Here is a 25,770-nt window from a genome sequence, read left to right on the forward strand (position 1 = left end):
GATTTCTGGTTTAAGTTGGGTTATAATAAATTGTCAAATTATTTATTATTATAAAATAGACTATAAAACAAGTAAAAGTCATACTATTTATAAAAGACATATAAAATAGGAAATTACAGAAATACAAATAAAATGTTTTTGAGAAATGGTGAAATTTTATTGCAAGAAATTTAAAACGATTTCAACTTAATAAGTATAATCTATTTTACTTGTTATAAATATACAATGTATATTATACAATATAAAAAATACATGTACTTTTAAGAAATATTATTAGATTTGGATTTTTAATTTTTATAATTTTTTTAAAGCTTTAAGCTATCATAAAAGTAAAAGATTACAAACGTTTAGTAGAGATTATTTTATTTTAATAAATAATAAAAACTATTTTTCTATAATATTGGCATAATATATGCTTATATAACTATGAAATTAAATAAGTTTAAGTAGGAGGAAGAAAATGGGAAGTAACGAACTAAAAAAGACACTTGGCGTGTCAGCAGCATTATCTACTGTTGTTGGTTCCGTTATAGGAGCTGGTGTATTCTTTAAACCACAAGCAGTTTATACATTGACTGGAGGAGCTCCAGGTCTTGGTATATTAGCATGGTTAATAGCTGGAATCATAACTATAACAGCTGGTCTTACAGCTGCAGAGGTATCAGTAGCGATACCAAAAACTGGTGGAATGATGGTATATATAAAAGAAATTTATGGAGAGAAATTAGGATTTTTAACTGGATGGATGCAAATTGTACTATTCTATCCTGGTATGATGGCTGCGTTGGGTGTTATATTTGGAGAGCAAGCTTCAGCTTTAATTGGTAGCCCATCATTATTACTTCCAATAGCTATTGGAATTATAGTAATAGTTGCAGGATTGAATATGCTTGGTTCAAAAACTGGAGGAGCTATACAGACAGTTTCTACAATATGTAAATTAATACCACTTATTTTGATAATGATTGTTGGATTTATTAAAGGTGGTGGAGATAATCCAATACTTACACCTATGGTTGGTGAGGGATTAAGTCTAGGTAGTGTATTAGGTCAGGTTTTAATTGCTATACTATTTGCATTTGATGGTTGGATGAATGTTGGTACTTTAGCTGGAGAAATGAAAAATCCTGGAAAAGACCTTCCAAAAGCTATAATAGGTGGATTATCAGTTGTTATGGCTGTTTACTTTATAATAAACTTAGCATACCTTTGGGTATTACCAGCTAATGAATTAGCAAATTATGCTTCTCCTGCATCAGCAGTTGCTGAAGTTATATTTGGTTCAATTGGTGGAAAAATAATATCTGTAGGTATATTAATTTCAGTATTTGGAGCATTAAATGGATTCTTATTAACTGGTTCAAGAGTTGCATATACTTTAGCTACAGATAAGACTTTACCAAAGTATGGTACTTTTTCTAAATTAAATTCTGCTCAAGTTCCAGCAAATGCTATAACATTAGTATCTGTTATTGCATCTATATATGCTTTATCAGGTCAATTTAACTTATTAACTGATTTAGCAGTATTTGCGACTTGGATATTTTATGTATTAACATTTATAGGAGTAATGAAACTTAGAAAAACTCATCCAGATATGCCAAGAGAGTATAAAGTGCCATTATATCCAATAGTTCCAATAATAGCTATAGCAAGTGGTATATTTGTTGTAGTTAATCAATTATGTTTTGCAGGTATGAAAACTACTATGATATCTATAGGAGGCCTTATAATAACAGCTATAGGCTTACCAGTGTATGCTTATATGACTAGAGGGACAAAAAGAGAATCTAAGTAGCTTATAAATACTTTATAATTATGTTAAAAATAAAATCCCAATCTATTTATAGATAGATTGGGATTTTATTTTTGATTTTTTGGAAATAAAATTGAAAATCTAAATAATTGTTTATTCTGATGTATTTTGTTTATAAGTATTTTTTTAAAATAATCAAATTAAAGTATATCTGTATAGTAGAAGATATATATAACATTTTGAAAATTAAATCTTTCTATTATAAATAACATAATATTGTGTTAATAAGAAAAAATTACCTAATTAATATAATGATTTATGAATAAAGTTAGTAATTTTTATTTGATAAAAATATTAGTTAACATAAATACATAATGTATACATGAAAAATGTGCAATATCATTGTTTTAGTACTTATTTCTTGTTTAATATTTCTAATTTATAAAAAACAATTTATAAATTTTAAAAATTAGAAATGACATTTTAACTAGAATTAATTGTAAAAAACACTATATAATACTCAATTTTCAACATTCTATACAATTATACATAAATTATACAGCATAATAATCATCAAAATAACAAATTTTAAAAATTAAGCAAAACTTTTTGTCGAAGTTCAACGTCTATATATATGTAGTGTAAATTTTGGGTATAAAATACTACAAAAATATAAATGTAAAAATATAGCAATATTGGAGGTCGAACGATGAGAAATAAAAAGAAAAAAATAAATAGAAAGAAATTATATGTACTTTTAAGTGCTATTGTAGTATGTCTAGCTTTTATAATAGTTGGTATACGAGTTAGCTCTTTAAATGTTAAAGAAGACGAAATTAGTAGAAATACAAAATTGTCAAGTTCTACTATTACAGATATAGTATCTAATACAACAACGGAAATTAGCAAAGGGCCAAGTAAGAGTTCTGGAAAAGTAGCATACATAACTATAGATGATGGTCCATCTAAATTTACCGACCAGATGATAAAAACTCTAAATAAATATAATGTTAAAGCAACTTTTTTTATGATAGATGGCAATATGAAGGAATATCCACAACAAGTTAAAAATATAATTAAAAGTGGGAACACAGGAGGTTTCCATAGTGTATCACATGATATTCATAAGCTTTATGTTACTAGTACATCAGCAAAAGAGGAATTTGATACAAATGACCAAACTTTTTACAAAATAACTGGTAAACATTCAAAAGTAATAAGAATACCTTATGGAAGTAAACCATATACACCACAAGCTTCTTATCAAGCTTTAGTTGATGCTGGATACAAGATTTGGGACTGGGATTTGGATACAGAGGACTGGAGATCTAATTCTGCTCAAATCTTACAAAATGTGAAAAATCATGTTAAGAATAGAAAAGGTGAGGATAAAGACCAACTTGTAGTTTTAATGCATGAGAAAAAACAAAGTGCAGAAGCTTTAGATTCAGTTTTAAAATTCTTATCAGATGAAGGTTATGAATTTGCAGCAGTGGATCAAAATCAGATACCAAAAAATTATTGGTTGCGTAATTTAGAGTAGTTAAAATATAAGAGCATTAATTGATATTTTAGAAATTGAGAATAAAAATGAGTGAGGTGTAGATATATTGAATAAAAAACTTTATATAGGAATGGTCGGAATACTATCTTTAATGATGGTTGGTTGCAACAAAAGTTTGGCAAAAGTAAATGATGTGGAAATTACAAAAGAGCAATATCAAAAAACAAAAGCAGTTTTATCTGCTACTAATAGTTATATAAATGGGCAATCTTTAGATGAATTGGAAAAAACTTTGGATAAAAAAGGTAGAAATAAATTAGAAAATGTTATAATATCGTTTATGGTGGATAATGAACTTTTATATCAAGAGGCTAAGGATAAAGGATTAACTCCAACTAAAAGCGAAGTAGACTCAAAGTATCAAGAACTAGAAGATAATATGAATTTGAATACGAGTTACAAAGAAAAAATGGACAAAGCAGGTGTTGATAAAGCATACTTAAAACAAGAAATATCTAAAGATTTAGCCATAGATAAAAATAAGAAAGCCTTTGAAGAAAGAATAAATGTAAGTGATGTGGATATGGAATCCTATTATACGAAACATAAAAAAGATTTTAATGTAGAAGAAGTAAATGCTTCTCAGATACTTATATCAACTTTAGATAAAAACAAAAAGGAAGTAAGCAAAGATAAGAAAGAAGCTTTAAAGAAAAAGGCAGATAACATATTAACTAAAATCAAAAATGGAGAAAGTTTTGAAGAATTGGCTAAAAAATATTCAGATGACAAAGCAACTGGAAAAAACGGAGGACAGCTAGGATATTTCACAAAAGAAGATAAAAATGCTGAGTTTACAAAAGAAGTGTTCAAATTAAAGAAAAATGAAGTTTCAAATGTATTTGAAACTAGTTATGGATATCATATAGTCAAAGTTACTGATAAAAGAGAAAGACAAAAAAGTTTTAATGAGTGTCAGAGTTTAATAAGAGAATCTATTTTAAATGAAAAGTATATTGAGCATATAAAGAAATTGAATGAAGATGCAAAAATAGACAGATAGAATCTCTAAAGACTCAATCCTAGCCTGTAATCGGAGGGAGATTTTACAGGAATGTTTAAGAGTTTAAAGAGAACGAAGGTTGAGAAATACATTATCGATAATAAAGACTCTTTTTATAGAATTGCATATAGTTATACAAAGAATGAAGAAGATGCCTTAGATGTGGTTCAAGAAGCCATGTATAAGGCTCTATATTCAGTGGAAAATATTAAAGAAGTAAATTATATAAAGACATGGTTTTATAAAATTTTAGTTAGAACTAGTATAGATTTTATTAGGAAAAACCGTAAATATAATAACATGACAGATATTGACCATATAGATGAAACTGGAGAATGTGATAAATATACTGATTTAGATTTAAAAAGAGCTTTAGAAGAATTACCTATTGAGTATAAATCTATTATAATATTAAGATTTTTTGAAGATTTAAAGATTGAAGAAGTGGCAATAATATTGGATGAAAATGTGAATACTGTTAAAACTAGGCTATATACTGCTTTAAAAAAACTAAAATTAAAAATTGAAGAGTAGGGATAAAAAGAATGACGAGCAAAGAAAGGTTAGATAAGTTAAAAGAGGAGTATCATAAAATTCCAATACCAAAGAAACTAGATACTATAATAAATCATGAGAAAATAGAAAATATATATTATGAGAAAAATAAGAAAGTAAATAGATTAAGATTTAAAGTTGCAATAGCTTTTGCTTGTATGTTTACAGTATTAGTAAATATAAGTCCTGTATTTGCAGATAATTTCTCTAAGATACCTATAATTGGAGGAATAGTAGAAGTAATAACTATAAAAAATTATAGCTTAAAGAGTGAAAATTATGAAGCTAAGATTGATATTCCTAAGATACAAGGTTTAAAAGATAAAAACTTAGAAAAGCGTTTAAACAGTAGCTTTATGGAAGATGGAAAAAGGCTTTATGATGAATTTCAACAGAGGATGGAAAAGATAGAATTATCAAAGAATAAAGGACATAAGTCTTTAAGTTTGAGTTATAGTGTTAAAAATAATTCTAAAGATTTCCTCTCAATAGAAATGACAAAAAATGAGATAGAAGCATCATCTTATGTTAGTAAAATACATTATAATGTTGATAAGAAAAGACAAATAGTTTTGACTTTACCTATGCTTTTTAAGGATGATAAATATATAAAAGTTATTAGTGATAATATAAAAAAACAGATGAGAGAGCAGATGAAAAAGGACAATACAAAATCATATTTTATAGACCAAGAAAAAGACTTATCTGCTGAAGATTTTAAAACTATCAACAAATATCAAGATTTTTATATTAATAAAGATGGAAATCTTGTAATCAGTTTTGATGAATATGAAGTAGCACCTGGTTATATGGGAGCAGTAGAATTTGTAATACCATATAAAGTAATAAAAGATTTGTAAATTGAATAGTAGTTTATATATAAATACATTAAGGAGGTCAACATGAATACATGTAAAAAACTTAAAAAATCTATATTTAAAATTGCTATAGTTTCAATATGTTTATTAATATCATTAGTAAATATAAAACCTATATTTGCAAGTTCTTCTAATGAGACTCTAAACAATAATACAATAAAGGTTGTAGATGCTAAGAATCTCAATTTTAAGCAAGGTAATTATGAAGTGAAAATTAGTATTCCCAAAATAGAGGGTTTAAAAGATAAAGATTTAGAGAATAAATTAAATAATGAGTTTTTGCAAGATGGGAAAAAACTTTACAATCAATTTAAAAATGAAATGAAAAAAGAAAATAATAAAGGTCATAGATATTTAAATGCAAGTTATAATGTTAAAAACAATTCTAAGGACTTTTTATCCATAGAAATGAAAAAAGAAGAGATAGAAGCTTCTTCAACTGTAACTAAAAAGCACTATACTATTGATAAAAATAGAGAAATACTATTAAATTTGCCAATATTTTTTAAAGATAGTAGATATATAAGAGCTATAAGTGATAATATAAAAGAGCAGATGAGAAATCAGATTAAAAAGGATAATACAAAATCCTATTTTATTGACCAAGGAAAAGATTCACCAGTAAAGGATTTCGAATCTATAAATAAGTATCAAGATTTTTATATTAATAAAAGTGGAAACCTTGTAATTAGTTTTGATGAATATGAAGTAGCACCTGGTTATATGGGAGCAGTGGAGTTTGTAATGCCAAATAAGGTGATAAAAAACCTAAGATAGATATATAGAAGATTTTTAGATAGACTTGGTAAGGAGAATTATATGAATATATATGAACAAGCTATACAGTTAATAGAAAATAAGGAGGATTTTGCATTTGCTACTATAACCTCTCACTCAGGTTCAACACCACGTGAAACTGGAGCCATGATGATTGTAAAAAATGATGGTAAAATATTTGGTTCAGTAGGTGGAGGAAGTGTAGAAGCTACATGTATAAAACATGCACTTAATGCCATAAGAGATAGAAAATCAATGTTGTATAAATTTACTTTAAATAAATCTGATGTAGCAAAACTTGGAATGATATGTGGTGGCAATGGAGAGATACAAATAGATTTTATTGACAGTGAATTAGAGAGTAATATAGAAAGATTTAATAGAAGTTTAAAAGAGAATACAAGTAAAGCGTATATATTTGGGGCAGGTCATATCTCAAGAGATGTGGCTGTAATATTATCCCTTTTAGAATTTAGAACAGTAGTAATAGATGATAGAGAAGAATTTGCCAACTCTGAAAGATTTCCAGATTCAGAAGTAGTAGTTTTAGATTCTTTTGAAGATATACCAGATTTTTCAATTGATGAAAATAGTTATATAATTATTTTAACAAGGGGGCACTTATATGATTCAAGTGCTTTAGAATGGGCTCTTAAAAGAAATTCTGGGTATATTGGTATGATTGGAAGTAGAACCAAGATTGGGCTAACATATGAAAAACTTATGAAAAAAGGTTTCAAAAAGGAAGAACTTGAAAAAGTTCATGCTCCAATAGGTATAAAATTGGATGCTCAGACACCAGCTGAAATAGCTGTATGTATAGCTGCTGAACTTATAAATTGTAGAGCAAATAAGGAAAAAAGAAACTGATGAATACAGTAAGTAAAGACACTGACATTTTAAATGTAACTTTTAGAGGTAATGAGATAAAGGTGATTTTGTTATATAAAGATAGAAAAAATATTTCTATAAAAATAGACTCATTTGGTAAAATAATTGTAACAAGTCCTCCTAAAATCTCTAAAAAAATAATAAAAGACATAATAATTGAAAAGGGAGACTGGATACTTAAAAAGTCTGAAAAATATAAGAACAGAGAAGAATCATACAGACAAAGAATGTTTATAAATGGCGAGAAATTTCTTTATTTAGGTAAAGAATACTATTTAGTTATAAAAGAAATGTTAGATGATTGTGTCTCAAAAAGTAACTGTACAATAAATCTTGATGAATCTCAAATAATTATTCAAACAAATGATACCAGTAAAGACTTCATTAGAACATCTTTGAAGGAATGGTATAAAACAGAAAGCCAAAGAATAGTTTTAGAGAGAATAGATTTTCTTAAATCAACTTGTGAAATAATGAAGCAATTGATTCCAAAAAGTGTTAAGGTAAAAGAGCAAAAAAAGAGATGGGGAAGTTGCACATCTCAAAAAAATATTTATATAAATTCAAAAATATCTATGGCAAGATTAGATGTAATTGATTATATAATAATACATGAATTTAGTCATTTAATACATATGAATCATTCTAAAAAATTTTATGATTTGGTAAAATCTATTATGCCAGATTATAGAGAAAAAGAAAATTGGCTAAAAATAAATGGATATAAAATAATAATATGAAAACGCTTATTCCAGAAGTTGTATTTAGAATATAGAAAACATATTATTGTGAAAAAAATAAATAATCTGAAAATTTTAAAAAAAGTCGTTGACATTATAAAAGATAGAGAATATAATCTATATTAACAACAAAACAGATAGAAAATATAAAATTAAAAAAATTAAAAGCGATGACAGAGACAATGATGCTAATGGTGTTATCCACAGAGAACCAATGTTGCTGAGAATTGGTGTTAACAGTAGTATAATTATCACTCTGGAGCTTTTGTACTGAATATTTTTAGTAAGTACAAACGTCTGCCAACGTTACATGGCTAAGGTTAAGGTAATCAATTACCCGACCTGAAAAAAGAGGGGTAGATGTATTTTTATATCTACAAATAAGGTGGTACCGCGGAATATAACTTTCGTCCTTATAAGTAATATTTATATTGCTTATAAAGATGAAAGTTTTTTTATTTTAAGCAATATAAAAAGTTCAATCCATATAAAATTAATAAAAAATAATAAAAATAAGGAGGAATTTTTATGGAAAATACTGTATATGCTAAATTAAACCAAGGGATAGATTCTTTTTTAAGAGTAGCTATGACTCTTAGAAGGAGAGAAGTTGATATACAATCAATAAGTATGACTGTAGATAACATGAATAATTCAGGAATAAAACTAATAGTAAATGAAGAAAAAACATCTCTAGATTGTGTTTTAAATCATATGAAGAAGCTACATGATATAAGAGAAATAACTGTTGAGAAAGTAAGACATTAATTAAATGTGTTCTATAAAAATAGAAACTAATGATAAATCTATTTATGTTAAAATGAAAAACTAAAGATAAATATTAAATTAGAAAAATCTTAGAATGAAAATACAAATATCATTGAATTTATTAGTTTTCCGCAATTTATAAAGACTGAAAATTCTAAAAATACAATTTTGAAATCATTTAAATTTAGAAATATAATCTGTTAAGTAGCATAAAATCAATGATAATGAGTATAAATTTCTAATAAAAATAAATATCATAAAAATGAGAGAAAGTATTGGGAGGAAATAAAGATGGCAAAGATGTATTATGAAAATGATGTAAATTTAGAGGTTTTAAAAAATAAAAAGGTTGCAGTTTTAGGTTATGGGAGCCAAGGACATGCACATGCACAAAATCTTAGAGATAATGGTGTAGATGTAGTAGTAGGACTTTATGATGGAAGTAAATCAGCACAAAAAGCAAGAGAAGATGGATTTGAAGTTAAAAGTGTAGCAGAAGCGACAAGAGAAAGTGATTTGACAATGTTACTAATGCCAGATGAAAAGCAAAAGAAAGTTTATGAAGAGAGTGTAAGGGATAACTTAAAAGAAGGTCAGACATTAGCATTTGCACATGGATTCAATATACATTATAACCAAGTACAACCACCAGAATTTGTTGATGTTGTAATGGTAGCTCCTAAAGGACCTGGTCACCTAGTTAGAAATGTATTTACAAAAGGAAGTGGAGTTCCTGCACTATTTGCGGTATATCAGGACTACACTAAAAAAGCTACAGAGACAGTTTTAGCATATGCAAAAGGTATTGGAGCAACAAGAGCAGGAGTTTTAGAAACTACTTTTAAAGAAGAAACAGAAACAGATTTATTTGGAGAGCAGTCAGTACTTTGTGGTGGAATAAGTGAACTTATAAAATTAGGATATAAAACACTTGTAGATGCAGGATATCAAAAAGAAGTAGCATATTTTGAATGTCTACATGAAATGAAACTAATAGTTGACCTTATATATGAAGGTGGATTTGAAAGAATGAGATATAGCATAAGTGATACAGCAGAATATGGAGATTATGTATCTGGTAAAAGAGTAATAACTGATGCAGCAAAGCAAGGTATGCAAGAAGTTTTAGAAGATATACAAAATGGAAAATTTGCGAAGGCATGGATTAAAGAGAATGAAGAAGGTCGTGAAAACTTCCTTAAAACTAGAGAAGCAGAATATGCTACGGAAATAGCTGAGGTTGGAAGAAATCTAAGAAGTATGATGTCATTCTTAAAATAAATATATTAAATGGATTAGTTTGAGGGAAAGAGTGGTGCATGGTAGTGCGTATGAATGGAGCAAAAGTAATTTTAGAATGCTTGAAGAAAGAGGGAGTTGACACAGTATTTGGATATCCTGGTGGAGCAGTGATACCTCTTTATGATGCTCTATATGATTATCAAGATGATTTCAAACATATAAGGACATCTCATGAACAAGGTTTAGTTCATGCATCAGATGGGTATGCAAGAAGTACTAACACAGTGGGGGTTTGCTTTACAACATCTGGTCCAGGGGCAACAAATGCTATAACTGGAATAGCAACAGCTTTTATGGATTCGTCTCCTATGGTTGTGATTTCAGGGCAAGTACCAACAAGTTTACTAGGTAAAGATTCTTTTCAAGAAATTGATATAACAGGAGCGACCTTGTCTATGACAAAACATAATTATCTAGTTAGAAGTACCAAAGAATTGATTCCTACAATAAAGGAAGCTTTTAAGGTTGCAAATTCAGGAAGAAAAGGGCCTGTACTTGTAGATGTACCAAAGGATTTATTTTTGGCAGAAATGGATTTTAACGATGAGGATTATGATTCATGCCAAATAGATGATTATATGGATTATAAGAATGATTTTGATTTAGAGGATGAAATAAATATTAAACTTTTAAGTGATGCAATAGATATAATAAAAGATTCTAAAAGACCTATAATATATGCTGGTGGAGGTGTTAAGTCTTCAGATAGTGAGGAAATTCTTGAAAAATTTGCATCCAAAATAGATACACCTGTATTAAATACACTTATGGGACTTGGTAATATAGATAGAAAAAATGAGTTATCTCTTGGTATGGTTGGAATGCATGGAAGTAGAGAAAGTAATTTAGCTCTTTCTAATTCAGATTTGGTTATAGCTATAGGTGCAAGATTTAGTGATAGAGTAATAAGTAAAAGTTCTGAATTTGCTAAAAATGCAAAAGTAATACACATAGACATAGACCCATCTGAAATAAGTAAAAACATAAAATCAAATGTATCTCTAGTTGGAGATGTGAAATTTATTCTTAGCTTACTACTAGAGAAAGTGGATAGTAAGAATAATAGTCACTGGAAAGAAGAAATAAAGACTTTTAGAAAGAGTGAGGGTGTACAAGAAGGTGAATTTCATCCACAAAATATACTTAGAAAAATAAATGAGAAGTATGAAAAATTAGATAATCCTACTGTAGTGGTAACTGATGTTGGTCAGCATCAAATGTGGGCTGCTAAATACTGGGATTTTAAAGGTAATAAAAGCTTTATAACATCAGCAGGACTAGGAACAATGGGCTTTGGTTTAGGTGCAGCTATAGGAACTAAAGTTGGTAATGTAGATAAAAATGTAGTTTTGGTTACTGGTGATGGAAGTTTTAGAATGAATTGTAATGAACTAGCTACAGTTTCAAACTATAATGTACCTATACTTATTTTATTGCTTAATAATAGAACACTAGGGATGGTAAGACAATGGCAGAAATTATTTTCTAATCAAAGATACTCTCAAACTGATATTGATGAAAATGTAGACTATGTTAAGCTTGTAAATGCCTATAATATTGATGGATATAAGGTATCTGATATGGAAGGGTTAGAGAAAGTTTTAGATATGATAGATTTTAATAAACCTGTGTTTTTGCAATGTGATATAGATAAGGATTATGATGTTTATCCTATTGTAGCTCCTAATGATGCATTAGAAAATTTAATATGTAACTAAGATTTATACTGAATATTGATAAAGTTTTTTATTGAAACTTTATTGATGTTCAGTTTTTTATTTAGGTGTAGATTTTTTGTCTTTGTAAATAAATTACTCAATGTATAACTAAGTATTTATTAAATCTTAATTATAGAACTTAGAATAAGATTGTATTTTAAGCAAATAATAAATTTGAATAATAATTTACGGAGGTATTCATATGTTTAAACATGATAAAGCGTTATTAAAAGAAGTAAAAGTAGAAAAACCAAATCCTCAATATGCTGTTTTGATGCAAGAACAATTAGGAGGAGGAAATGGAGAATTAAAGGCAGCAATGCAATATTTGGCTCAAAGTTTTAGAATAAAAGACCCTCAAATAAAAGATTTATTTCTTGATATAGCAGCAGAAGAGCTTAGTCATATGGAAATGGTTGCTCAAACTATAAATTTATTAAATGGTCATGATGTTGATTATAATGCAGTTGATACAGGTGAAATAGAGACTCATGTATTAACTGGATTATCACCAGTATTAATAAACTCATCAGGAGCTCCATGGACTGCTGATTATGTTACAGTTACAGGTGATTTAGTAGCTGATTTACTTTCAAATATAGCTTCAGAACAAAGAGCCAAGGTAGTTTATGAACACTTATATAGACAGATTGATGATAAACATGTAAAAGAAACAATAGATTTTTTACTTAACAGAGAAGAAGCACATAATGCTTTATTTAGAGATGCTTTAAATAAAGTCAAAGATACAGGTTCAAATAGAGATTTTGGGGTTACAGAAGATTCAAAGTTATATTTTGACTTATCAACTCCAGGACCAAATCATGATACTAAAATAGATATTAATCCTCCTTCTTTTGAAAAACCTTTAAAAAAATAATTTGATATTTTTCATGTTGTTTTGTTTTAGTAAATATATAAAAAATTATTTGCCTAGAAGAATTAAGTAGATAAAAATCTAAATATATGTAGTTAAGATGGGTATACACTTAATATAAGTGTATATCTATTTTTTTATTGCAAAACATATAATAAAACAATAATGAGGTGGTATTGTGGAAAATAATAAAAAACCTAATAATCTAATAAATGAAAAATCTCCATATCTTTTACAGCATGCGTACAATCCTATAAATTGGTATAGTTGGAATGATGAAGCTTTTAGAAAAGCAAAAGAAGAAGATAAACCAATATTTTTAAGTGTAGGGTATTCAACATGTCATTGGTGTCATGTTATGGAAAAAGAATCTTTTGAAGATAAAGAAGTTGCTGAAATAATGAACAAAAACTTTATAGCAATAAAAGTAGATAAAGAAGAAAGACCTGATATAGATAGTGTATATATGACAGTTTGTCAAGCTATGACAGGCAGTGGCGGATGGCCAATGACTATAATAATGACACCAGATAAGAAACCTTTTTTTGCAGGAACATATTTCCCAAAGTATTCAAGATATAATAGACCTGGTGTTATAGATTTATTAGAAAGTGTATCTGATAAATGGAATAGAAACAAAGATATACTTATAAAATCTGGAGATGAAATAATAGAAGCTCTTAAAGATGATTTTGGAGTGAAAAATACAGATGGCGAGTTATCAAAAGAGATGTTAAAGTCATCTGTTAGGATATTTAAGGCTATCTATGATGAAAAGTATGGTGGTTTTGGAAATGCACCTAAATTTCCAAGTCCTCAAAACCTTATGTTTTTGATGAAATACTATAGTATAGAAAAAGATGAAGATGTATTAAAAATGGTGGAAAAAACTTTAGATGGAATGTATAGAGGAGGTTTGTTTGACCATATTGGATTTGGTTTTTCAAGATATTCAACTGATAAAAAATGGTTAGCACCTCATTTTGAGAAAATGTTATATGACAATGCCATGCTTACAATAGCGTATTTAGATGCATATAAAATAACAAAAAGAGAATTATATAAAGAAATTGCTATAAAGACTATAGATTATGTAATTAAAGAGATGCAAGATAAAGAAGGGGGTTTTTATTCAGCACAGGATGCTGATAGTGAAGGTGAAGAAGGAAAATTTTATACATTTAATCCTCTTGAAATAATTGATGTACTGGGTGAAGAAGATGGAAAGTTTTTTAATGATTATTTTGATATAACTAATGGTGGAAATTTTGAGGGTAAAAATATCCCAAATCTTATAAAAAACAAAGAATATGATAGATATAATGAAAAAATAGCTAATCTTAGTAAAAAGGTATTTGAATATAGAAAAGAAAGAACATCTTTGCATAAAGATGATAAGATACTTACTTCATGGAATGCATTGATGATAGTAGCTTTGGCAAAGGCTTATAATACACTAAAAAATGGTGTGTACTTAGAGTATTCAAATAAATGCCTTGATTTTATAAATGACAATCTTGTAAATGAGTCAGGTAGATTGTTAGCTAGATATAGAGAAGGAAGTTCTGCTTATTTAGCTTATTTAGATGATTATGCTTTTTTAATATGGGCATATATAGAGCTTTATGATTCAACATTTGATATGAGATATTTAGAAAAGGCGTTGAATTTAAATGAAAGCTGTATTGACCTTTTCTGGGATTATGAAAAAAGTGGATTCTATATATATGGTAAGGATAGTGAAAATTTAATAGCAAGACCAAAAGATTTGTATGATGGTGCTATTCCATCAGGAAATTCTGTTCAATTATACAATCTTATAAGACTTGCAAAGATTACTGGTGATAGTAAACTTGAAGAAATATCGTATAAACAATTAAAACTATATGTAGATAATGTAAAAAATTCTCCAACTGGGTATAGTTTCTATATGCTTTCATTGATGTATGAACTTTATCCTACCAAAGAAATTATATGTATTTTAAAAGAAGACTCTGATTTGATTGGATTTAAAGAATTAATAAGTAAAAATTTTATACCAAATGCAACTTTTTTAGTAAAGAAATACAATGAAGAAAATGCCAAGATAGATTTTTTAAAGGATTATAAATTAAAGAATAATAAGACTACTTATTATGTGTGTCAAAACAATAGCTGTAGCCAACCATTTAATGATTTACAAAAACTAAATGATATGCTTTTAAGAGTACAATAACTACAAGAAAAGAACTCTATATTTATACTTAATATAGAGTTCTTTTCTTATAACTAACAAATACCACTTTAATCATTTTGTTAGCAGTATTGAGAAATTAAAATTTTTATTTTTTAAAAATTAATTTTAAATCTATATACTTCTATAAATATTTATAATATTAGTAAGTTTTGTTTATCTCATTTCTTCTTCTTGAAAACTCTTCAAGTAGTTCAGATTTGATTTTATCTAGTTCTTCATCTTCCATAAAATTAGCATCTTCTTCAAATCCATCTTGTTCTTCACCATTAAAACGGTACATTTTTTTTAGTAAACTCCATAAAGTTTCCAGTTCATCTTTACTAAATTCATGAAACACATCAGCCATAAAATTTATTCCAATTTTACTACATGTTATCATAACTTCTCTTCCTAAGTCTGTAATTTTAACATTAATAGCTCTTTTATCATGAGGGCTTGGAACTACTTTAACATATCCACTTTTTTCAAGAGTAGAAACTAGTCTGTTTATGTTTTGTTTACTTGTACCCATTTTTCTTGCGATATTATTTAATGTTGTTTCTTCTTCTGGTAAATGGAGGATAGATAAAATAGTCATATACTGTCTTGAAGTAAGTATACCAAAATATTTATCTCCTTCTATTTGTATTTTGTTTGTAAGGGTAAAGAGAGTAGCATAAGTTTGATTCATTAGAAAGAGTTCTTTTAATTCATTTGAATAATCCATGAAATATCTCCTTTATCTTTGGATTGTATTTTAACGAAAACAGAATATCATGAATTGATTCTAATGTCAATATGATGTCCAAGTATATCTAGGTATTATTTTTTATATTAAGATTTAAGTTGTTAAATTATTATATAACTTTGTATAGTCATTTGTATCAATGGTTAGTAAATCATAAAGTATATAGAAAGATTTTGACTTGAAAATACTTGTAATATAATATATAAGTTAATATACTGAATAAAATCAATCTGGAGGGATAATTATGAAGTGTACAAACTTTACTTTCAAAGGAGAGGAAGATTTAGATATATATACATACAAATGGGAAGATAAAAATATAAACAATCCAAAAGCTGTTATCCAAATTTCACATGGAATGGCTGAAACAGCACAAAGGTATGAGCCTTTTGCTAAAGAACTTACTAAAAATGGCTATATAGTATATATTAACGACCATAGAGGTCATGGAAAGACTGCGAAGACAATAGAAAATGTTGGTCATTTAGCTGAAAAAGAAGGATTTAGATGTCTTGTAGAAGATATGCACACTTTAACAAATATTATAAAAAAGGAAAATGGGAATTTACCAATTTATTTATTTGGACATAGTATGGGTTCGTTTGCAAGTCAAAGATACATAATGGATTACCATGATAATTTGTCTGGTCTTATACTATGCGGTTCAAATGGAAAACAAGGGATTATCTTAAATTTTGCCCATATGATAATTAATCACGAAATTAAAAAACATGGAAGAAATTCAAGAAGTAATAAAATAAATGATTTGATATTTGGTGGAAAAATCATAAAAAGAAATAAAAACTCTAAATTTGATTGGCTGAGTAGAGATAGAGAACAAGTTGAGAAATATATAAATGACCCATTTTGTGGAGTAGTGTGTAGTTGTGGTTTTTTTTATGATTTGATTCAAGGATTAAAAGAAATTGAGGATAAGCAAAATCTAAAAAAAATACCTCTTGATATTCCTATTTATATAATATCTGGCGATAAAGACCCTATAGGAAAAAATGGAAAGGGAGTATTAAGACTTAGGGACAGATATATAAATTTAGGGGTAAAAGATGTATCTTGTAAGCTTTACAAAGATGGAAGACATGAATTATTAAATGAGATAAATAAGGAAGAAGTATTTGAGGACATAATCTGTTGGCTAAATAATAAAATAGACAGATTGTAATAAAGAAATGTATATAATGTAATATTAGTCTTATAGTATTAGCTCTATAAATGATTTATTTATATTAAATGTGCTCTTTATGATAATGTCACTTATAGTATAAATAAGAGTGATTACAAATAGGTTATTAATAGCAAGTATTATTATCATTAGATGTGGAATCTACTTTAAGTCAATGAAAGAAAATTTTAGACTAAAATATAACCAATGGTTAAATTATGAACATTTTATTAACTTTGCCTCGATTTACTAGTAAATACTTTTTTTATATACTTAAATTACAACAGATGTACTAGGGAGGTATATATGCAAATTAAAATAGGTAAAGTCATACAAACTCTTAGGAAAGAAAGAAATCTGACTCAAGAGCAATTGGCAAAATTTATAGGGGTTTCAACACCAGCAGTATCAAAATGGGAAAGTGGAAATTCTTATCCTGATATAGAATTATTACCACTATTAGCAGATTTTTTTAATGTATCTATTGATAAGCTTATGAATTATAAGATTGATTTAAGTGAAGAAGAAGTAATGAAAATTTATCAAGAATTAGAAGCAATTTTTGCTGGGATTGAAATTGATTTATCAACAGAAGAACCAAAAGAAGAATGTAAAGAAGACTTAGAATCTTTGAAAAAACTTTCTAATATGTACATAGATAAGTATCCTAAATGTTATTTATTAAAATTAAAGATATGCTCACTGTACCAGATGTATTCATATAAATTTGGTAAGAATGAGTTGAACAACAAAGTAAAAGAAACAACAAATATTCTTGAAGATATAGTAAGAAATACAGATGATATTCAAATTAAAGAAACAGCACTCATTATATTATCAAATGCATATTATATGTTGGAAGATTATAAAAAGGCAGAGTTGTACTTAAGTATGATACATGAACCAATAGGAGATACAAGTGTTAATTTAGCTATGATATATTTAAATCAAAATAGGTTGGAAGAAGCAGAAATATTGCTTCAAAATAAATTGTTCACTAATGTATTCAATGTAAGTATGGATTGTAAAGGAATAATTAATATATACAAATATCAATATAAGGAATTAAAGCAAAAATTGGAGGATGGAGATTCTAATAAAAAAGTAATAGAGAAAGAAATGGAATATATAAAAGATAAGTTACTAGGGTATGCAAACTTTTCTTTAGAAATAAAAAAAATACTTAGTGAAGATAAAGGTGCATTTTTTAATATATATATGGATTATATGGAATTATCTTTAACGTTTTTATTTTTTAATATGAAAGAAGAAGCTAAAGAAGCTTTATATAGTTTAAAAGAAATATTAGAGAAATATCCCATACATGAAAATTTGGATGTTAGCCAAATGAGATTTTTTGATAAAGTAAAATCTAAAAATTCCTATACTTTTAATATATATACGAATCTGTTAATTGTGTTTAGTGATGAGAGTTATAATGAACTTAGAGACGAGCCAATTTTTGAGTCTGTAATTGAAAATCTTTTGGAATTAGAGAAATTGTTAAAAGATAAATAATAAATAAAAATTTAATATAAGACTTAAAGATTACTTAAGTTAAAGGGAGATGTTTCAACATAAAAATTTGAATTATCTCCTTTATTGTGCGAAAATAGAAAAGAATTTCATAATATAGTCCAATTTATGGAATAATTCTTTTGTTCAAGGAAAAGGAATCTTTTATTTTATAGCATTAATTAATATTAAAAAAGCAGCTAATTATAGTGAATCAACTGCTTTATATAATTGTTATGATATTTTGCAAAGTTCAATAGAGAGGGACTGTATCTAGAAATTCATTACATGGTTCCCTAAGTATTGATTAAACTTATCATATTCCATTTTAGATAGAATTTCTGGATAAGACATTACAACTAGATTATGACCACTAAATTTATCTTGGTATGGTGGATGAATATGTTCATAATCATTTGCCTTATATTTTACTCTCTCATAGAAAGCCTTACGTTTGATTGAAATATCATCAATAGGAGGGTCAATTTCTAGAATAACAGTTTTTCCTCTTTTATTTAGAAGTTCCAATGTTCTTTGCCCATACATATTATTACGCATTTCTGGAAAAATACAAAAATGCTCTACATAAATAAAGCTTTCTGTTTCCCAACACAAAATTATGCCAACAAACTTGTCTTTATCATAAATTAAATTGAATTGATATTCTTCATTTTCCATAATTTCTGATTGCAAAGAAGACTTTCTCTGCTCATGAAATGGGAAACTAGTTTTATATAATTCCATAGCTTTATAGTATAATCTATCTTTACTGGTTCTTAAACGTTCAAATTTCATTTTGTTCCTCCCAATCATAAAAATTTCTAATCTGCATATGAATTCATTTTATCATAGTCAATATTGGTATACAATGTGTTTTAATCTGTGTATCATCTTTCCGTTTTGTTTTCTCTATGTCCATCTTTTTTAGGATGAAAGATAAATTGTTTATGATATTATTTCAAATTATTATATTAATCACTGATTATTTAAAAATAGTATGTGTGATGGCTTTTAAACTGTCTAAAAATGATTTTAATGATTTTAGAAGTTACAAAAAAGTTACATAAATTTTGAAAGCTATAATATACATATATAATATAAGATTAAATCTGTAATGAATAATACTAATTTGAAGTTTGAATAGGGAAGGAGATTATTATGGAGAAAAGAGAAAAGAGGATAATAATATCATCTTTATTGAGTGTATCAATTTTGCTGAGTTTGGTAAGTATTTATTCTATATTAAATAAAGAAGATATAAGTTTAATAGTTAAAGGTCAAGAGCAAAAAGTCTCTTCATTTAAAAAAACAGTTGAAGAACTCTTGGATGAACAGGGTATTAAGTGTAATTCTGAAGATAAAATTAATCCAAGTTTAGATACAGAATTAAAAGATGATATGCAAATAAAAGTTGTAAAAGTAACTAATAATCAAAAAGAAGAAATTGAAAAGATTCCATTTGAGACAAAGCATGTGAATGATAGTAATTTATTAAAAGGAAAATCTAAGGTCTATCAAGAAGGAAAAGAAGGAGAAAAAAAACTAGTCTATAAATTAACTTACCATGATGGAAAGTTAGTCAAAAAAATCTTATCAAAAGAATTAATATCTAAGGAGCCAACTACAAAAATTATAAAATATGGAACTAAAGAAAAAGTATTGATTGCATCAAGAGGAGCAAATATAAGAGGTGGAAAACATATGAAAGTGGTTGCTACTGCATATGCAGGAGATACAATAACATCGACTGGAACGACTCCAAGATGGGGTGTTATTGCAGTCGACCCTAGTATAATACCATATGGAACAAAAGTATATATACCTAAATTGGGTATGACTTTTGTAGCAGAAGATTGTGGAGGTGCAATTAAAGGTAACAGAATAGATATTTTTATGAATAGTGAAGGAAGTGCATCAAATTGGGGAAGAAAGAGTATAGATATATATCTACATTAAATTAGTAACTATAATAACTTTACTTGAAAGATAAAAAAGTATAAAATATGAATTAACTAAACTGTTAGATTATTCTTGAAACATAAAAATATATCTAAGGGGGGATAAGATGAAAATAGTCTGCTTAGGAGACAGTTTAACATATGGGTTTGGAGTATCACGAAGTAATTCATGGACAAACATTGTGAATAAAGAGACTCGATTAGAAATAATAAATAAGGGTATAAATGGTGATACAACAAGTGGTATGTTAGTTAGATTTAATGAAGATGTTGTAAAAAATTCTCCTGATATAGTTTTTATAATGGGTGGTACCAATGATTTGATTGTTGGAGCAGGAAATGAAGTTATTAATTCTAATATAATGGCTATGGTGCATCAAGCATATTCAAAAAATATCATACCTATAATAGGTATACCATTGAAACCAGATATTCCAAATGTTAGAGAAGATTGGAGTCGTTTTACTGATTTTAATCTAGTATCCAAAAAGTTAGAATTATATAATTGTTGGGTAAAAAAGTTTAGTGTAACATTTAATACTGAGTTTGTAGATTTTTATTCGAGATATAATAAGTGCATGGAACAAAAAGGATATAAAAACTTGTATTTTGATGGATTACATCCAACAAAAGAAGGTCATAGAATAATGGCAGATATATTTATTAGCTCAGTTAATAAATATACAGAAGAAGTATAATTATATAAAAGATATTTGTTTATACAATTATAATAAATACATAAGATAGGGAGGATTTTATTATGGATTATAGGAAAACTTATGAAGAGTGGGTAAAAAGTTCATATTTTGATGAAGATACAAAGATAGAATTAGATAAGATAAAAGGTAATGAAAAAGAAATAGAAGATAGATTTTATAAGGACTTAGAATTTGGTACTGCTGGTCTTAGGGGTATAATCGAAGCAGGTACAAATAGAATAAACAAATATACAGTTAGAAGAGCTACTTTTGGATTGGCTAACTATATATTAGAAAATACGACAGCTGAAGAAAAAAATAGAGGAGTAGTGATAGCTCATGATAATAGACACAAGTCTAGAGAATTCTGTATAGAGTCTGCAAATACTTTGGCAGCATGTGGTATAAAAGCATATATATTTGATAGTTTAAGAACCACTCCAGAATTATCTTTTGCAGTTAGAAATCTAAATGCAATAGCGGGTATAGTTATAACAGCCAGTCATAATCCTCCTGAATATAATGGATATAAGGTATACTGGGAAGATGGGGCACAAGTTATGCCAGATATAGCAAATGCAATAACTGAGAAAGTAAATAGTATACATGATTACAGTATAATACCAACTTTAAGTGAAGATAATAAACATTTAGTTATTTTATTGGATGAATCACAGGATACTGAATTTATAGAAGCAGTAAAGAGTCAAATTATAAGAACAGACCTAGTTAAAAATGTAGGTAAAACTTTTAAAATAGTTTATACACCTCTTTGTGGAACAGGTAATATACCAATAAGAAGAGCATTAAAAGAAGTTGGATTTGAAAATATAATTGTAGTTCCAGAAGAAGAAAATCCAGACCCAAATTTTGCAGGTCTTGATTATCCAAATCCAGAAGAGAAAAAAGCTTTAAATAGAGGAATATTACTTGCAAAAGAAAAAGGAGCAGACCTTGTAATAGCAACTGACCCAGACTGCGATAGAGTGGGTGTAGCTGTAAAAACTACCACAGGAGAGTATGCTCTACTTACAGGTAATCAAATCGGTGGTATGTTGACACATTATATAATAGAAGGTTTAAAAGAAAATAATAAATTAAAAGAAAATTCTACAATGATAAAAACTATAGTTACATCAGAGTTTGGAGCAGATATAGCCAAAGCCAATAATGTTGATGTGTTAAATGTTCTTACAGGTTTTAAGTTTATTGGTGAGAAAATAAAACTATTTGAACAAAATAAAGACAGAAATTATGTATTTGGATATGAAGAAAGTTATGGCTATTTAGTTGGTACTCATGCGAGAGATAAAGATGGAGTAGTTTCTTCATTATTAATATCTGAAATGGCAGCATTTTACTATTCAAAAGGTATGAGTTTATATGAGGGTCTAATAGAACTTTATAAGAAATATGGATTTTTTAAAGAGCAGACTATATCTTTGACTTTAAAGGGTATAGAAGGAGTAGAAAAGATAAAAGAAATAATATCTTACTTTAGAGAAAATCAAATTGATTATATAAATGATATCAAAGTAGTGGATAAAAAAGATTATAAAAAAGGTATAGATAATCTTCCTAAGTCTGACGTTTTAAAATACTTCTTGGAAGATGAATCTTGGGTAGCAATACGACCATCTGGAACAGAGCCAAAACTTAAATTCTACATAGCTGTAAAAGGAGCTAGTGAGGTTGAAGCAGATGAAAAACTAAGTGGTCTAAAAGAATATATAGATATTATGGTTGAAAAATTAAAATAAAAGATGTTTAACTATCTTATAAGATAGTTTTATGATAATATTTATTTAGCTGAAAATTATAATTTACTTTCATTGATTAGAATATAGAAATGTTAGTAGAATTGTTATTTTCAGCTTTTATTTATGTTATTTTTACTTAAATAATTATATTATGGTATGAATCTGAGTATAATTAATATTGTATAATGAAATTAATTTGAGAGAAAAGGGGATATTTATGTTTGGGATAGATAAAAAATTGATTGAATATATAGTTGCAAAATCTAATTACAGTGAATTAAGTTCAAAGTCAGCAGAAGTATCTTTTTTCTTGATGCTGTCTATATTTCCTTTTTTAATATTTACTATAAGTTCTATAGCATATATACCAGTTCTTCATTTAAATAAATATATAGAACTTTTTAGAAATATGATGCCAGAAAGTGCTTTTGATGTATTATCTTCAATTATAGTTTCTGCAATAGATAATAGAAGTTTAAATTTTTTAGCTGTTAGTTTTGGACTTACTATGTGGACATTTTCAAGAGCAGTAAAAGCTCTTATTAAAGGGATGAATAGAGCGTATAAAGTTAAAGAAACTAGGTCTTTTTTTAAAATCCTATCTATATCATTTTTATTTACAATTATGCTTTTAGTGTTAATTTTTTTATCTATGATATTTCTGGTTTATGGAGAGAAAATAGGTTATTTTATTTTTAATTTTATAGGATTAGATAAGATATTTATAAGGATATGGGATATTTTAAGATACTCTGTAGGTATTTTAACAATAATAGTTATATTTACAGCTTTGTATAAATATACACCAAATAAAAAGTTGACTCTTAAAGAATCTGCACCAGGTGCTATTTTTGCTACATTTTCTTGGTTTTTAGTGTCATTTTTGTACTCTTATTATACAAATTATTATGCTAACTATGAAGTAATCTATGGAAGTATAGCTGAAATAATTGTACTTATGACGTGGATGTATTTTAGCAGTTGGTCTATTGTTATAGGCTATGAAGTAAATTCAAGACTGTATTTTAGAAAGATAAGAAATGAAAGTTTAAAGTAAACTTTAAAAAAAGAAACATTGTTTAATATAACAAATGTAAATTTTGTAAAAACGTTTTCTAAAAATAATTTACATTTGTTATTACATATGATAATATTGAATCAAGATATTAATAAGGAGATGGTTCAATGTTATTAACTACTACATGGAAAAAAATGTTGATAAGTGCGGCGGAAATATTAAAAGAAAATAAGATATATTTATGTGAATTAGATAGTGTAGTTGGAGATGGTGACCATGGGGTTACTATAGATAGAATAGCAGATTGTATGAAAAAAAGAGCATTAGAAGAAAATAAAAATGATAGCATAAAATCAATTAATGAAGATTTAAGTACTTTATGTATGAATGTAAATGGTGGTTCAGCAGGACCTTTATGGGGGACTATATTTGAGGGAATGGCTGAAGGAATAGATGATAAAGATGAACTTGAAATAGAAGAAATAAAAGGTATGTTTAATGAAGCAAGAGAAAATTTATCTCTTATTTCTACTGCTAAAATAGGTCAAAAAACTTTGGTAGATGCATTATATCCAGCTATAGATGCTATTTATAATGTACAGAGTAATGACATAGTAGATATCTTTAGATTAGCTTATGAAAAAGCAGTAGAAGGTGCTGAGAATACTAAAACTTACATAGCAAAATTTGGACGAGCAAAAAGTATAGGAGAAAGAAGTCTAGGACATATGGACCCAGGTGCTGTTTCTATATCACTGATGTTTAAAGGTTTATATAACGCATTATAAATTAGATTAACAAATTAAATAATAAATATAACAAGTTTAATAGGGGGAATTTATCATGCCAATGAAAAAATTTATTAACCAGTCAGAAGATTTAACTAGAGAAGTTTTAGAAGGTTTAGAACTTGCAAATTCAGACTTACTGAGAGTTACAGATTCCAATTTAGTAATAAATAAAAAATTAGAAGAAGCAGAAAGAGTAACAATAGTCACTCTAGGTGGAGCAGGTCATGAACCAGCATTGAGTGGATTTGTTGGTGATGGAATGATTGACATAGCTGTAGTTGGAGATGTATTTGCAGCTCCAGGTCCAAATTCTTGCTTAGAAGCTATAAAAATGGCTGACAGAGGCAAAGGTGTACTGTTTGTAGTCCTTAATCATGCAGGAGATATGTTGACAGGAAATCTTGTTATGAAACAAGTTAAAAAAGAAGGACTTAATGTTAAAAAAGTTGTTACTCAAGAAGATATAGCAAATGCACCAAGAGAAAATAGTGATGATAGAAGAGGTTTGGTTGGTTGTATACCTTTATATAAAATAGCTGCAGGAGCTGCTAAAGAAGGAAAATCTTTAGATGAAGTTGCAGAAATAGCACAAAAATTTGCTGATAATATGGCGACTATAGCTGTTGCATGTAAGGGAGCTACTCATCCTTCTACAGGAATGGTTATTTCTGAGCTTGGAGAAAATGAGATGGAAATAGGAATGGGGCAACATGGAGAAGGTGGAGGTGGACGTATGGAAATGAAGTCTGCTGATGAAACTGCTGAAATAATGACACAAGCTTTGATTAAAGATTTAGACATTAAAGATGGGGAAAAAGTAATGTTAATAGTTAATGGCTCAGGAGCTACTACTTTGATGGAAATGCTAATAGTGTATAGAAAATGTCATAAAATATTGCAAGAAAAAAATATAGAAGTACTTTCAAATCATGTTGGAGAGCTTTTAACTACTCAAGAAACAGCTGGATTCCAACTATTTATAGCTAGAATGAATGAGGAATTGTTAAGATATTTCAATTCACCATGTAATACACCTTACTTTAAAAAAAATTAGATTG

General features: G+C 27.5%; 23 protein-coding genes and 1 other annotated feature. Of the genes, 21 read left to right on the forward strand and 2 right to left on the reverse strand.

The window, feature by feature from the left end; all coding sequences use genetic code 11:
- Window positions 1-460: 460 nt before the first annotated feature.
- From KGF38_RS14755 to KGF38_RS14815, 13 genes are all read left to right on the forward strand, one after another.
- Window positions 461-1,798 (forward strand): APC family permease, encoded by a 1,338-nt coding sequence (locus KGF38_RS14755; RefSeq protein WP_074179012.1) that lies wholly within the window; start codon window positions 461-463, stop codon window positions 1,796-1,798.
- A 667-nt stretch (window positions 1,799-2,465) separates the two neighbouring features.
- Entirely contained in the window at window positions 2,466-3,299 is an 834-nt protein-coding gene (locus KGF38_RS14760; protein ID WP_054270045.1) for a polysaccharide deacetylase family protein, read from the forward strand.
- 67 nt (window positions 3,300-3,366) lie between these two features.
- Window positions 3,367-4,323, forward strand: a complete 957-nt coding sequence (locus tag KGF38_RS14765) for a peptidylprolyl isomerase (protein ID WP_074179013.1) — start codon at window positions 3,367-3,369, stop codon at window positions 4,321-4,323.
- Window positions 4,324-4,374: 51 nt separating this feature from the next.
- Window positions 4,375-4,857: an RNA polymerase sigma factor gene (locus tag KGF38_RS14770; RefSeq protein ID WP_021384362.1), complete on the forward strand. Its 483-nt coding sequence runs from the start codon at window positions 4,375-4,377 to the stop codon at window positions 4,855-4,857.
- Between the two features lie 11 nt (window positions 4,858-4,868).
- Entirely contained in the window at window positions 4,869-5,738 is an 870-nt protein-coding gene (locus KGF38_RS14775; protein WP_074179014.1) for an anti-sigma-V factor rsiV, read from the forward strand.
- A 42-nt stretch (window positions 5,739-5,780) separates the two neighbouring features.
- Window positions 5,781-6,533 carry a DUF3298 and DUF4163 domain-containing protein gene (locus KGF38_RS14780; protein WP_074179015.1) on the forward strand — a complete coding sequence of 251 codons (753 nt, stop codon included), beginning with the start codon at window positions 5,781-5,783 and terminating at the stop codon, window positions 6,531-6,533.
- 42 nt (window positions 6,534-6,575) lie between these two features.
- A complete protein-coding gene (locus KGF38_RS14785; RefSeq protein ID WP_074179016.1) occupies window positions 6,576-7,403 on the forward strand; it encodes an XdhC family protein in 828 nt (275 codons plus the stop codon).
- Window positions 7,403-8,164, forward strand: a complete 762-nt coding sequence (locus tag KGF38_RS14790) for a M48 family metallopeptidase (protein WP_074179017.1) — start codon at window positions 7,403-7,405, stop codon at window positions 8,162-8,164. The genes KGF38_RS14785 and KGF38_RS14790 overlap by 1 nt, the downstream gene beginning before the upstream one ends.
- Before the next feature lie 161 nt (window positions 8,165-8,325).
- Window positions 8,326-8,582 (forward strand) — a binding site (T-box leader).
- Window positions 8,583-8,692: 110 nt separating this feature from the next.
- On the forward strand, window positions 8,693-8,932 hold the full coding sequence (locus KGF38_RS14795; RefSeq protein ID WP_021384344.1) for an ACT domain-containing protein: 240 nt from the start codon (window positions 8,693-8,695) through the stop codon (window positions 8,930-8,932).
- 234 nt (window positions 8,933-9,166) lie between these two features.
- A complete protein-coding gene (ilvC, locus tag KGF38_RS14800) occupies window positions 9,167-10,213 on the forward strand; it encodes a ketol-acid reductoisomerase (RefSeq protein ID WP_265327124.1) in 1,047 nt (348 codons plus the stop codon).
- Between the two features lie 50 nt (window positions 10,214-10,263).
- Window positions 10,264-11,952 carry a biosynthetic-type acetolactate synthase large subunit gene (ilvB, locus tag KGF38_RS14805; protein WP_176702487.1) on the forward strand — a complete coding sequence of 563 codons (1,689 nt, stop codon included), beginning with the start codon at window positions 10,264-10,266 and terminating at the stop codon, window positions 11,950-11,952.
- Between the two features lie 202 nt (window positions 11,953-12,154).
- Window positions 12,155-12,832 (forward strand): manganese catalase family protein, encoded by a 678-nt coding sequence (locus KGF38_RS14810; protein WP_074179019.1) that lies wholly within the window; start codon window positions 12,155-12,157, stop codon window positions 12,830-12,832.
- Between the two features lie 175 nt (window positions 12,833-13,007).
- Complete coding sequence (locus tag KGF38_RS14815) at window positions 13,008-15,044, forward strand: thioredoxin domain-containing protein (RefSeq protein ID WP_074179020.1); 2,037 nt, start codon at window positions 13,008-13,010, stop codon at window positions 15,042-15,044.
- Window positions 15,045-15,204: 160 nt separating this feature from the next.
- Here the strand turns inward: KGF38_RS14815 and KGF38_RS14820 are convergent, their stop codons facing one another.
- Window positions 15,205-15,771 (reverse strand): MarR family winged helix-turn-helix transcriptional regulator, encoded by a 567-nt coding sequence (locus tag KGF38_RS14820; protein WP_074179021.1) that lies wholly within the window; start codon window positions 15,769-15,771, stop codon window positions 15,205-15,207.
- A 265-nt stretch (window positions 15,772-16,036) separates the two neighbouring features.
- Between KGF38_RS14820 and KGF38_RS14825 the strand changes: the two genes are divergently transcribed.
- On the forward strand, window positions 16,037-16,972 hold the full coding sequence (locus KGF38_RS14825) for an alpha/beta hydrolase (RefSeq protein ID WP_074179022.1): 936 nt from the start codon (window positions 16,037-16,039) through the stop codon (window positions 16,970-16,972).
- A gap of 306 nt (window positions 16,973-17,278) precedes the next feature.
- On the forward strand, window positions 17,279-18,490 hold the full coding sequence (locus KGF38_RS14830) for a helix-turn-helix domain-containing protein (RefSeq protein WP_075050861.1): 1,212 nt from the start codon (window positions 17,279-17,281) through the stop codon (window positions 18,488-18,490).
- Between the two features lie 270 nt (window positions 18,491-18,760).
- Here KGF38_RS14830 and KGF38_RS14835 read toward each other — a convergent pair whose 3' ends face one another.
- Window positions 18,761-19,282 (reverse strand): N-acetyltransferase, encoded by a 522-nt coding sequence (locus tag KGF38_RS14835; RefSeq protein ID WP_054276537.1) that lies wholly within the window; start codon window positions 19,280-19,282, stop codon window positions 18,761-18,763.
- Window positions 19,283-19,645: 363 nt separating this feature from the next.
- Between KGF38_RS14835 and KGF38_RS14840 the strand changes: the two genes are divergently transcribed.
- The 6 genes from KGF38_RS14840 to KGF38_RS14865 all read left to right on the forward strand — a co-directional run bounded on the left by KGF38_RS14840 (window position 19,646) and on the right by KGF38_RS14865 (window position 25,766).
- Complete coding sequence (locus KGF38_RS14840) at window positions 19,646-20,443, forward strand: 3D domain-containing protein (RefSeq protein WP_074179024.1); 798 nt, start codon at window positions 19,646-19,648, stop codon at window positions 20,441-20,443.
- A gap of 109 nt (window positions 20,444-20,552) precedes the next feature.
- On the forward strand, window positions 20,553-21,143 hold the full coding sequence (locus tag KGF38_RS14845; protein ID WP_054270059.1) for an SGNH/GDSL hydrolase family protein: 591 nt from the start codon (window positions 20,553-20,555) through the stop codon (window positions 21,141-21,143).
- Between the two features lie 62 nt (window positions 21,144-21,205).
- Window positions 21,206-22,903 carry a phospho-sugar mutase gene (locus KGF38_RS14850; protein ID WP_054276540.1) on the forward strand — a complete coding sequence of 566 codons (1,698 nt, stop codon included), beginning with the start codon at window positions 21,206-21,208 and terminating at the stop codon, window positions 22,901-22,903.
- 217 nt (window positions 22,904-23,120) lie between these two features.
- Window positions 23,121-23,960, forward strand: coding sequence for a YihY/virulence factor BrkB family protein (locus KGF38_RS14855; RefSeq protein ID WP_054270061.1), 840 nt, complete (start codon window positions 23,121-23,123; stop codon window positions 23,958-23,960).
- A 128-nt stretch (window positions 23,961-24,088) separates the two neighbouring features.
- Complete coding sequence (dhaL, locus tag KGF38_RS14860; protein WP_074179025.1) at window positions 24,089-24,709, forward strand: dihydroxyacetone kinase subunit DhaL; 621 nt, start codon at window positions 24,089-24,091, stop codon at window positions 24,707-24,709.
- A gap of 55 nt (window positions 24,710-24,764) precedes the next feature.
- Window positions 24,765-25,766: a dihydroxyacetone kinase subunit DhaK gene (locus KGF38_RS14865; protein WP_074179026.1), complete on the forward strand. Its 1,002-nt coding sequence runs from the start codon at window positions 24,765-24,767 to the stop codon at window positions 25,764-25,766.
- Window positions 25,767-25,770: the final 4 nt, after the last annotated feature.

The sequence above is a fragment of the Clostridioides sp. ZZV14-6387 genome (assembly GCF_020657835.1).
GTDB lineage: Bacteria > Bacillota > Clostridia > Peptostreptococcales > Peptostreptococcaceae > Clostridioides > Clostridioides difficile_A.

Excerpts from the sequence above, each read along its gene's own strand:
- KGF38_RS14755 (WP_074179012.1), top strand. The coding sequence starts at position 461 with ATGGGAAGTAACGAACTAAAAAAGACACTTGGCGTGTCAGCAGCATTA.
- KGF38_RS14760 (WP_054270045.1), top strand. The coding sequence starts at position 2,466 with ATGAGAAATAAAAAGAAAAAAATAAATAGAAAGAAATTATATGTACTT.
- KGF38_RS14770 (WP_021384362.1), top strand. The coding sequence starts at position 4,375 with ATGTTTAAGAGTTTAAAGAGAACGAAGGTTGAGAAATACATTATCGAT.
- KGF38_RS14775 (WP_074179014.1), top strand. The coding sequence starts at position 4,869 with ATGACGAGCAAAGAAAGGTTAGATAAGTTAAAAGAGGAGTATCATAAA.
- KGF38_RS14780 (WP_074179015.1), top strand. The coding sequence starts at position 5,781 with ATGAATACATGTAAAAAACTTAAAAAATCTATATTTAAAATTGCTATA.
- KGF38_RS14785 (WP_074179016.1), top strand. The coding sequence starts at position 6,576 with ATGAATATATATGAACAAGCTATACAGTTAATAGAAAATAAGGAGGAT.
- KGF38_RS14790 (WP_074179017.1), top strand. The coding sequence starts at position 7,403 with ATGAATACAGTAAGTAAAGACACTGACATTTTAAATGTAACTTTTAGA.
- KGF38_RS14795 (WP_021384344.1), top strand. The coding sequence starts at position 8,693 with ATGGAAAATACTGTATATGCTAAATTAAACCAAGGGATAGATTCTTTT.
- ilvB (WP_176702487.1), top strand. The coding sequence starts at position 10,264 with ATGAATGGAGCAAAAGTAATTTTAGAATGCTTGAAGAAAGAGGGAGTT.
- KGF38_RS14810 (WP_074179019.1), top strand. The coding sequence starts at position 12,155 with ATGTTTAAACATGATAAAGCGTTATTAAAAGAAGTAAAAGTAGAAAAA.
- KGF38_RS14820 (WP_074179021.1), bottom strand. The coding sequence starts at position 15,771 with ATGGATTATTCAAATGAATTAAAAGAACTCTTTCTAATGAATCAAACT.
- KGF38_RS14825 (WP_074179022.1), top strand. The coding sequence starts at position 16,037 with ATGAAGTGTACAAACTTTACTTTCAAAGGAGAGGAAGATTTAGATATA.
- KGF38_RS14830 (WP_075050861.1), top strand. The coding sequence starts at position 17,279 with ATGCAAATTAAAATAGGTAAAGTCATACAAACTCTTAGGAAAGAAAGA.
- KGF38_RS14835 (WP_054276537.1), bottom strand. The coding sequence starts at position 19,282 with ATGAAATTTGAACGTTTAAGAACCAGTAAAGATAGATTATACTATAAA.
- KGF38_RS14840 (WP_074179024.1), top strand. The coding sequence starts at position 19,646 with ATGGAGAAAAGAGAAAAGAGGATAATAATATCATCTTTATTGAGTGTA.
- KGF38_RS14845 (WP_054270059.1), top strand. The coding sequence starts at position 20,553 with ATGAAAATAGTCTGCTTAGGAGACAGTTTAACATATGGGTTTGGAGTA.
- KGF38_RS14850 (WP_054276540.1), top strand. The coding sequence starts at position 21,206 with ATGGATTATAGGAAAACTTATGAAGAGTGGGTAAAAAGTTCATATTTT.
- KGF38_RS14855 (WP_054270061.1), top strand. The coding sequence starts at position 23,121 with ATGTTTGGGATAGATAAAAAATTGATTGAATATATAGTTGCAAAATCT.
- dhaL (WP_074179025.1), top strand. The coding sequence starts at position 24,089 with ATGTTATTAACTACTACATGGAAAAAAATGTTGATAAGTGCGGCGGAA.
- KGF38_RS14865 (WP_074179026.1), top strand. The coding sequence starts at position 24,765 with ATGCCAATGAAAAAATTTATTAACCAGTCAGAAGATTTAACTAGAGAA.